General features: G+C 73.2%; 9 protein-coding genes. 5 read left to right on the top strand and 4 right to left on the bottom strand.

From position 1 onward, the window contains the following. Nucleotides 1–38: 38 nt before the first annotated feature. On the bottom strand, nucleotides 39–467 hold the full coding sequence (locus ACFWM7_RS31090) for an organic hydroperoxide resistance protein (RefSeq protein WP_205083395.1): 429 nt from the start codon (nucleotides 465–467) through the stop codon (nucleotides 39–41). 96 nt (nucleotides 468–563) lie between these two features. Next, nucleotides 564–1583, bottom strand: a complete 1020-nt coding sequence (locus ACFWM7_RS31095; RefSeq protein ID WP_383266959.1) for an NADP-dependent oxidoreductase — start codon at nucleotides 1581–1583, stop codon at nucleotides 564–566. A 131-nt stretch (nucleotides 1584–1714) separates the two neighbouring features. Here ACFWM7_RS31095 and ACFWM7_RS31100 point away from each other — a divergent pair, with 131 nt between their 5' ends. Next, complete coding sequence (locus ACFWM7_RS31100; protein ID WP_383266961.1) at nucleotides 1715–2146, top strand: MarR family winged helix-turn-helix transcriptional regulator; 432 nt, start codon at nucleotides 1715–1717, stop codon at nucleotides 2144–2146. A gap of 17 nt (nucleotides 2147–2163) precedes the next feature. Here ACFWM7_RS31100 and ACFWM7_RS31105 read toward each other — a convergent pair whose 3' ends face one another. Further along, nucleotides 2164–2919: a hypothetical protein gene (locus ACFWM7_RS31105; protein WP_383266963.1), complete on the bottom strand. Its 756-nt coding sequence runs from the start codon at nucleotides 2917–2919 to the stop codon at nucleotides 2164–2166. Between the two features lie 124 nt (nucleotides 2920–3043). Between ACFWM7_RS31105 and ACFWM7_RS31110 the strand changes: the two genes are divergently transcribed. From ACFWM7_RS31110 to ACFWM7_RS31120, 3 genes are all read left to right on the top strand, one after another. Next, on the top strand, nucleotides 3044–3613 hold the full coding sequence (locus ACFWM7_RS31110) for a hypothetical protein (RefSeq protein WP_383266965.1): 570 nt from the start codon (nucleotides 3044–3046) through the stop codon (nucleotides 3611–3613). 131 nt (nucleotides 3614–3744) lie between these two features. Then, nucleotides 3745–4782, top strand: a complete 1038-nt coding sequence (locus ACFWM7_RS31115) for a rod shape-determining protein (RefSeq protein ID WP_383266967.1) — start codon at nucleotides 3745–3747, stop codon at nucleotides 4780–4782. 194 nt (nucleotides 4783–4976) lie between these two features. Next, nucleotides 4977–6497: a GAF domain-containing protein gene (locus ACFWM7_RS31120; protein ID WP_383266974.1), complete on the top strand. Its 1521-nt coding sequence runs from the start codon at nucleotides 4977–4979 to the stop codon at nucleotides 6495–6497. A 59-nt stretch (nucleotides 6498–6556) separates the two neighbouring features. On the opposite strand, the gene ACFWM7_RS31125 is transcribed toward ACFWM7_RS31120, so the two are convergent. After that, nucleotides 6557–6988: an Lrp/AsnC family transcriptional regulator gene (locus tag ACFWM7_RS31125; protein WP_383266969.1), complete on the bottom strand. Its 432-nt coding sequence runs from the start codon at nucleotides 6986–6988 to the stop codon at nucleotides 6557–6559. 117 nt (nucleotides 6989–7105) lie between these two features. Here ACFWM7_RS31125 and ACFWM7_RS31130 point away from each other — a divergent pair, with 117 nt between their 5' ends. Continuing rightward, complete coding sequence (locus ACFWM7_RS31130; protein WP_383266971.1) at nucleotides 7106–8326, top strand: nitrate/nitrite transporter; 1221 nt, start codon at nucleotides 7106–7108, stop codon at nucleotides 8324–8326. Nucleotides 8327–8349 lie beyond the last annotated feature (23 nt).

Consider the following 8349-nt stretch of genomic DNA (forward strand, 5'->3'; position numbering starts at 1 on the left):
GGAGTGGGGTGCGGTCCTCGCGCGGGGCTCGTGACCGGTCAGGCGACCGAGAGCTCGACGTTGATGTTGCCGCGGGTGGCGTTCGAGTACGGGCAGACCTGGTGGGCCTTCTCGATGAGCGCCTGCGCGGTGGCGGCGTCGACGTTCGGGATGGAGGCGCTGATCGCGACCTCCAGGCCGAAGCCGCCGGCCTCGGTCTTGCCGATGGAGACCGAGGCGGTCACGGTCGAGCCGGAGATGTCGGCCTTCTCCTGGCGGGCGACGACGCCCAGCGCGCCCTGGAAGCAGGCGCTGTAGCCGGCCGCGAAGAGCTGCTCGGGGTTGGTGCCCGCGCCACTGCCGCCCATGGCCTTCGGCGGGTTCACGACGACGTCGAGCTGACCGTCGTCGGAGGAGACCCGGCCGTCGCGGCCGTTCTCGGCGGTGGCGACGGCGGTGTAGGCGACGTCGATCTTCTGGATGCTCATGGTGTGAGGATTCCTCCTGTTGGTGCGCCGCGACTCGCGCCCACGATCGCGACGGCCTGGGGATGAGCCTAACGGGTGGCCGCGACGGGGCCGGGGTCAGACCAGGGAAACGATCATCTTGCCGGTGTTCTCGCCGCGCAGCAGGCCGACGAAGGCGTCGTAACCCTTCTCGATGCCCTCGACCTCGGTCTCCTGGTACTTCAGCTCGCCCGAGGCCAGCCAGCCGGCGGCCTCCTGGACGAACTGCGACTGGAGGTCGGAGTGGTCGCTCACCAGGACGCCCTGGAGGCGGAGCCGCTTGCCGATGATCATCGCCATGTTGTTCGGGCCGGGGGTCGGCTCGGTGGCGTTGTACTGGGCGATCATGCCGCAGATGGTGGCGCGGCCGTGCACGTTGAGCGAGGAGATCGCGGCTTCGAGGTGCTCGCCGCCGACGTTGTCGAAGTAGACGTCGATGCCGTCGGGGGCGGCCGCCTTGAGCTGGTCGCGGACCGGGCCGTTCTTGTAGTTGAACGCGGCGTCGAAGCCGTACTCCTCGGTGAGGAGCTTGACCTTCTCGTCGGAGCCCGCGGAGCCGATGACCCGGGAGGCGCCCTTGAGCTTCGCCATCTGGCCGACCTGGCTGCCGACTGCCCCGGCCGCGCCGGAGACGAAGACCGCGTCGCCCTCCTTGAAGGAGGCGACCTCGAACAGGCCGGCGTAGGCGGTGAGCCCGGGCATGCCGAGCACGCCGAGGTAGGCGGAGAGCGGGGCGATGTCGGGGTCGACCTTGACCGCGTGCTTGGCGGGGAGGTCGGCGATCTCGCGCCAGCCGAGACCGTGCAGGACGTGGTCGCCCACGGCGAAGCCCTCGGCGTTCGAGGCGATGACCTCGCCGACCGCGCCGCCGTCCATGGGGTGGTCGAGCTTGAAGGGCGGGGTGTAGGACTTCACGTCGTTCATCCGGCCGCGCATGTACGGGTCGACCGAGAAGTGCTTGTTGCGGACGAGGATGCGGCCTTCGGCCGGAGCGGCCACCGCGGCCTCACGCAGCGCGAAGTCCTCGGCCTTGGGCCAGCCGTGCGGGCGGGCGACCAGGTGCCATTCACGGCTGGACGTGGGAAGTGCTGCAGACATGGGCTCGGGTTCTCCTCAATGTCCTACGGGGGGTGAGCCTCCGCGCCCGTCGACGCGAAAAGCTTCATGACATGAAACAACCATGCTCCTGAATATTTCATGATGTCAAGTAAATCGGTAGGCTGTCGCCTATGGCCACTCGCACAGACTCCCTGACCCTTGAGGTCGTCGAGCTCATCGGCGCCGTCGTGGCGCGCTACCACGAGGAGTACGACCGGGCCGCCGCCGAGCACTCCCTCACGGGCGCGCAGGCACGGGTGCTCGGGCTGCTCTCGCTGGAGCCGCTGCCGATGCGGAAGATCGCCCTCAGGCTGAAGTGCGAGCCGTCCAACGTCACCGGCATCGTCGACCGGCTGGAGACCCGGGGACTGGTCGAGCGCAGGCCCGATCCGGCCGACCGGCGGGTGAAGCTGGCCGCCGCGACGGAGGAGGGCCGGCGCACGGCCCGGGAGCTGCGGGACGCGCTGGACTTCGCCCGGGAGCCGCTGGCCGGGCTCTCCGACGCCGAGCGCACGGTGCTGCGGGACCTGCTGCGCCGGATGCTGGGCGAGGACACCCCGTAGGCATCGCGCTCACCTGCTTACGTGCACCACCACAGGAAGCGGGTGCACGTCGGGGACGGGGTCGGGGTGGGCGTCGGCTCGGCCGGGGGCGGCGGGGGCGCGGGCGCGGTCGTCGGCTCCTGCGGGTCGCCCGGTCCCGGCGGGTCGGCGGGCGGGCTGTCGGGGGCGTCGGACGGGTCCGCTCCATCGGGTTCCGGGGAGGCGGTGGGCTCGTCCGTGGCGGAGGGGCCGGGGCTCGGCGACCCGGACGGATCCGTGGGGCTTCCGCTGCGGTCGCCCGCCGGTGAGGCGTCCGTCGCGGGGCCCGTGGTCGCCCCGGCGGGGGCGCCGACCGGACCGGGATCGCGGGGTACGTCGGCGGACGACTCCTCCGGCGCGGCCTCGGCCGGACCACCCGGCTCCTCACTGACGAAGTCGGCGGCGGTGTCGTCCCGCCCGGGCTCCAGGGCCAGTTCCGCCAGGCTCAGGGCGCCCGCCGCGAGGAGCAGCCCGAGGGCCCCGAGCAGGACGGCCCGGCCGCGCCGGCGGTGACTGCCACGGGCCCGCCGCCGGGAGGGGCGGGGCTTGCGTGCGGCCTCGCGCCGGGCGTCCCTCCGGGTGCGGCGGGGGGCGTCGGTCTCGTCCGCCGGGGCGGCCGGCCCGGTCGGCCCGCGCGGGGCGGAGCCGGCGGGCGCGGGCACGGCGTAGGGGCCCAGTGCCTCGGCGGGCGTACCGCACCCGGCGCAGGCCAGGGCTCCGTTGAGATGGCGTCGGCACGGGTGGCAGTAATCCATGGCGCCCGCAGGTTAGGCGTGCGCGGAAGAACCAGGGAAGCCGCACAGGTGAGGATCTTGTGAGGAAGCAAGGATTCCGGTGACGGCCGGTCCGATACGCCTGACACGCGGGAGGATGGGCGGCATGAGCACTCCCGCCCCCTTCGGCCCCCTGCAGTTCCAGCTCGTCCTGCTGCGCCGGATGGCCGATTTCCAGCCCGACCTGGTCGAGGAGGCCCGGCACGGACTGAGCGCCTCCCTCGCCGACATGCGGGAGGCCAACCGCCGCTGGCAGGCCATGGTACGGGCGCCCCGGGGCCGGGGGGCGCTGCGCCGCTACCGCTCGGTCCTCGGCGAACCGGAGCTGACCCTGCCGCGCCGGGTCGGGGACCTGGAGTGCGAGGCGCTGCTGTGGTCCGTACCGCTCTGGCCCGACCTGCGGTTCGAGGTGATGGCCGGGCCCGGCGGGGCCGTCTGGAACGAGTGGCTGGTCCGGGCCCCGGGCACGGCGGGCCCGGAGCTGACCTCCGTAACGGATCTGCTCCCCTGGTCGTGCACCGTGGACGAGGCCGCCCGTGCCTTTCCGCCGGCCCGGCCGATGGAGGGCAGCGCCCCGACCCGGTGGGCGCTGGCCGTCACCGACCCCGCATCCGGCCGGGAGCGGGTCGCCGAGTTCACCTGGGGTCTGTTCCAGCGGCTGCTGCCGGCCGGGTGAGCTGAGGAGCCGTCAGCTCCCGCTCCCCTGACGGCGCAGCTCAACGCGCGCGACGGGCCGGACGGCGCGACCATGCAAGGAGAGACCGGCTGCCGCCGGTGCCCACCGTCCGCGCGCTCGGGAGAATCGCCGTGACCGTCAGCCTTGAGCAGTTGCAGCGTTGCCATGTCGCCGTCGACCTGGGGGCCGCGAGGACCCGGGTGTACGTGAAGGGGCTCGGGCTCGTCGTCGACGAACCGAGCGTCGCCGCCGTCAACACCCGTACCGGCTCCCTCATCGCCGTCGGCACGCTCGCCGAGCAGATGACCGGCCGCACCCCGGAGTACATCCGGGTGGCCCGTCCGGTCTCCGGCGGGACCGTCGTCGACATCGAGATGGCCCAGCGGATGCTGCGTCATCTGCTGGGCGACAAGCTCCGCCGTCAGTTGCGCCGCAAGCCCCGGCTGCGCGCCGCCGCCTGCACCCCGCACGAGGCCGATCCGCTGGCCCAGCGCGCGACGGTGGAGACCCTGGTCGGGCTCGGCGCCCGCCGCGTCGAGCTGGTGGACACCCTGATCGCGGCGGCCGTGGGCTGCGGGCTGCCGGTCGAGCAGCCGACCGCCACCATGATCATGGTGTGCGGGGCCGCCACCACCCAGATCGCGGTGCTCTCGCTCGGCTCGATCGTCACCGCCGTACGCATCCCGGTGGGCGGCAACGCGATCGACGAGGCGGTCATCCAGTACCTGCGCCAGCGCCACCAGCTGCTGCTGCCGAGCCAGTCCGTACGTCCGCTCCAGCTGGCGCTGCACGGCAACGGGCTCCAGCTCACCGGTCCCGCCCTCACCGACATCCACGGCCGCGACGTGGCGACCGGCCTGGCCCGCACGGTGCAGGTCGACACCGCCGCCGTACGGCAGGCCATCAACACCCCGCTCACCGCGGTGCTGGACGGGGTGGGCAAGGTGCTCCGCGACTGCCCGCCGGACCTGGTGGCCGACCTCGCGGACCGCGGGATCATGATGGTGGGCGGCACGGCGCTGCTCCCGGGCCTGGACCGGATGCTGCGGGACGCGACGGGGATGCCGGTGCACATCGCGGAGCGGCCCGACGTCTGCTCGGTGCTCGGCCTGGGCGCGATGCTGGACGGCAAGATCCAGCCGATGGTCCTCAACCCGCTGGCGGGATGAGCGCGTCGGCGCGGATGAAGGAGCCTGTGGAGCCCGGCCCCGCCGAGCCCGGTCCCGGTACGTCTGGTCCCGGTGAGTCCGGCCCGACCGCGTCCGGTCCCGGCGAGCCCGGTCGGGGCGCGTCCGGCCCGACCGCGTCCGGTCCCGGCGGGCCCGGTCGGGGCGCGTCCGGCCCGGACGTCGGGCGGCTGCCGATGCTCCTGGAGGCGGTCCTCAACGTCGGCAGCGACCTGGAGCTGGGCTCCACCCTCCAGCAGATCGTCGAGACCGCCGCCGCCCTCACCGGGGCCCGCCACGGCGCGCTCGGGGTGCTGGACCCGGACCGGGACCGGATCGAGGCGCTGTACACCACCGGGATGTCGGAGGCCGAGCGGCAGCACCTCGATCTCTTCCCGGGCCTCTCCCCGGACGACTCCGACGAAGGGCCGACCGCGCTGACCCGGCCCGGCCCCCCGGTCGACCGCCCGCCCGTGCGGAGCTTCCTCCGGGCGCCGATCGTGCTGCACACCGAGGTCTTCGGCCATCTCTGCCTCGGCGGGAAGCGGCCGGGGCCGTTCACCGACACGGATGCGGGCCTGCTGCGGGTCCTGGCCGCCCAGGCGGGCATCGCGATCGGTAACGCCCGGCTGTACGCGACGGCCCGGCAGCGCGAGCGCTGGATCGCGGGAGCGGCGGCCGTCACCACGGCCCTGCTGACCGGTACCGACGCGGCCGACGCGCTGATGACGGTGGCCGAACAGGCCCGGGTGCTGGCGGGCGCGTCGGCCGGGGTGATCCTCCAGCCGACGGAGGAGGGCGGCATGGAGATCGTCACCGCCTCCACGCCGGACGATCCGGCGGGCATCGTCGGCACGGTGATCGAGCCCGGTTCCGCGGTGCTGGTGCAGTTGCTCGGCGGCGAACCGGTCTTCATCGACGACTCGGCCACCGATCCCCGGATGACCACCGGCGTACGCTCCCGCTTCGGGCCGAGCATGATGCTGCCGCTGCAGAGCGGCGGGCGGCTCATCGGCACCCTCGCTCTGCCCCGGCGGCGCGGCGAGCGCCCGTACACGGACGTGGACCGGCTGCTGGCCACCCAGTTCGCCTCGCAGGCGGCCCTCGCCCTGGTGCTGGCGGACGCGCAGGCCGACCGGGAGCAGCTCGCGGTGTACGAGGACCGCGACCGGATCGCCCGTGATCTGCACGATCTGGTGGTCCAGCGGCTCTTCGCCACCGAGATGATGCTGGAGTCGACCCGGCGGCGGGCCGCGTCGGAGGAGCCCCGAGAAGGCACCGGGGAAGGCGGGGAGGCGGAGGCCGGGGTGCTGCTGGGCCGGGCCGTGGACGAGTTGGACTCGACCATCCAGGAGGTCCGCACCGCCATCTTCGCCCTCCAGCAGCCGCCCGCCGGGGCCCCGAGCACCTTCCGGGGCCGGGTGCTGCGGGAGACCGGGGGCGCGGCGGCCCTGCTGGGCTTTCCGCCGTCCGTGCAGTTCACCGGGGCCGTGGACGCGCTGGTGGGCGAGGAGACGGGCCGGGAGCTGCTGGCCGCCCTGCGCGGGGCGCTGGCCGCCGCGCACCGCAGGACCGGGGTGTCGGCCATCGAGGTGGAGGTGGACGCCACGGTCCGGCTGCCGGACGGGCGGAGCGGGGTGCGGCTGGTGGTCGCGGACGACGGGCGCGGTGAGGACGGCGGACGGCCGACGACGGTGACCTGGCAGGCCCCGATCTGACGCAGGCCATAGAGGTTCCAGAGGCCCCCTTAGGCCGCAGAGGCCCCGGCGGCCGCCCCTCAGTGCTTCGGGGCCGCCCGCAGCGCGATCCGGGTGTTGGAGTGGGCGATGCCCGCCTCCCGTTTCAGTCGGCGCAGCAGGGTGTCCAGCGCCCCCGGGTCGGCGGCGGTGGCCCGCAGGAGGTAGTCGTGGCCGCCGGTCACGTGCACCACCTCCGTGATCCCGGGCAGCATCAGCACCGAGCGCTCGAACTCCTCGTTCGTCGTGTCGAGGCGCAGCGTCACATCGATGAAGACGACCAGGCCCGAACGGGTGTCGGCGGCCGGGTCGACGATGACAGTGAAGCCGCGGATGACCCCGTCACGGCGCATCCGGCGGACCCGGTCGCCCGCCGCGTTGGCGCTGAGCCCCACGCGTACGCCCAGATCCCGGTACGAGATCCGGGCGTCCTCCTGGAGAATGCCGAGGATTTCCCTGTCCAGCCGATCCATACGGCGATTGTCCCAGCTTGCGGCGATATCGGCTGAGGGAGACCGGGGGATCCCGCTGTCGCCCGGTCGGCGCAGTCCGGCGGGCCGTGCGGTGCCGCGCGCCCTTGACTTGCTTGTGTGGACACCTCCGTCAAGCAGTCCCCCGAGTCGCCCGCCCCGGCGGCGGCGCCGTCCCCGGCCGCGTACCGCAATCTCGTCATGGCGACGGTCGGGTTCGCGCTGACCTTCTGGGCGTGGAATCTGATCGCGCCGATGTCCGGGGACTACAAGGACCGCCTGGGGCTCAGCTCGTTCCAGCAGTCGTTCCTGGTGGCCGTGCCCGTGCTGGTCGGGTCGCTCGGCCGGATCCCGGTGGGGGCGCTGACGGACAAGTACGGCGCGAAGCTGATGTTCCCGCTGGTCTCGGCGCTGACGATCGTGCCCGTACTGCTGCTGATCCCGGCGAAGAACTCGTACGGGGCGATGCTCGCGGTCGGGTTCCTGCTGGGGCTCGGCGGGACGACGTTCGCGATCGGCGTTCCGCTGGTCAACTCGTGGTTCCCGCCGCACAAACGCGGCTTCGCGCTGGGCGTGTTCGGGATGGGCATGGGCGGCGTGGCGCTGTCGGGCTTCTTCACCCCGCGCATCGCGGAGCACGGCGACAACCTGCCGTTCCTCGTGGTCGCGGGGGCGCTGGTGGTGTTCGCGCTGCTGGCGGCCGTGCTGGTCAGCGACCATCCGGACCGGAAGGTCCCCACGGACACGCTCGCGCACCGGCTCGGCGAGGCCGGGAAACTGCGGGTGACCTGGGAGCTGTCAGCGCTGTACGCGATCGGCTTCGGCGGCATCGTGGCGTTCGGGGTCTATCTGCCGACGTATCTGAAGACCTGGTACGAGATGTCGCCGACCGAGGCGGGCACCAAGGCGGCCGGGTTCGCCCTGGTCACGGTGGTCTTCCGGCCGGTCGGCGGCTGGCTCTCGGACCGGATCCACCCGGCGGTGGTGACGTCGGTGGCGCTGCTGGTGGCCGCACTGATGGCGATCGCGCAGGCCTTCGAGCCGCCGCTGAACGCGGTCGGCACGATCGCGCTGTTGGCCATGGCGGCCGGGCTCGGCACCGCGAGCGGCAGTGTGTTCGCCCTGGTCTCGCAGGTGACGCCGCAGCCGAAGGTGGGCAGTGTGACGGGCATCGTCGGCGCGATGGGCGGGCTCGGCGGGTTCGTGCCACCGCTGGTGATGGGCGCGATCTACAGCGCCAAGGACAGTTACGCGATCGGCTTCATGCTGCTGTCCGATCTGGCGCTGGCGGGGTGTGTGTACGCGTACGGGCGCATGCGGAACGTCCAGCGCGACGAGTAACGCCGTGGGCAGGGAAGAACGGC

This window comes from Streptomyces sp. NPDC058375 (assembly GCF_042723425.1).
GTDB lineage: Bacteria > Actinomycetota > Actinomycetes > Streptomycetales > Streptomycetaceae > Streptomyces > Streptomyces durocortorensis.

Bases quoted from the DNA above. Each gene is read 5' to 3' on its own strand.
- ACFWM7_RS31090 (WP_205083395.1), bottom strand. From the start codon at position 467: ATGAGCATCCAGAAGATCGACGTCGCCTACACCGCCGTCGCCACCGCC.
- ACFWM7_RS31095 (WP_383266959.1), bottom strand. From the start codon at position 1,583: ATGTCTGCAGCACTTCCCACGTCCAGCCGTGAATGGCACCTGGTCGCC.
- ACFWM7_RS31100 (WP_383266961.1), top strand. From the start codon at position 1,715: ATGGCCACTCGCACAGACTCCCTGACCCTTGAGGTCGTCGAGCTCATC.
- ACFWM7_RS31105 (WP_383266963.1), bottom strand. From the start codon at position 2,919: ATGGATTACTGCCACCCGTGCCGACGCCATCTCAACGGAGCCCTGGCC.
- ACFWM7_RS31110 (WP_383266965.1), top strand. From the start codon at position 3,044: ATGAGCACTCCCGCCCCCTTCGGCCCCCTGCAGTTCCAGCTCGTCCTG.
- ACFWM7_RS31120 (WP_383266974.1), top strand. From the start codon at position 4,977: ATGCTCCTGGAGGCGGTCCTCAACGTCGGCAGCGACCTGGAGCTGGGC.
- ACFWM7_RS31125 (WP_383266969.1), bottom strand. From the start codon at position 6,988: ATGGATCGGCTGGACAGGGAAATCCTCGGCATTCTCCAGGAGGACGCC.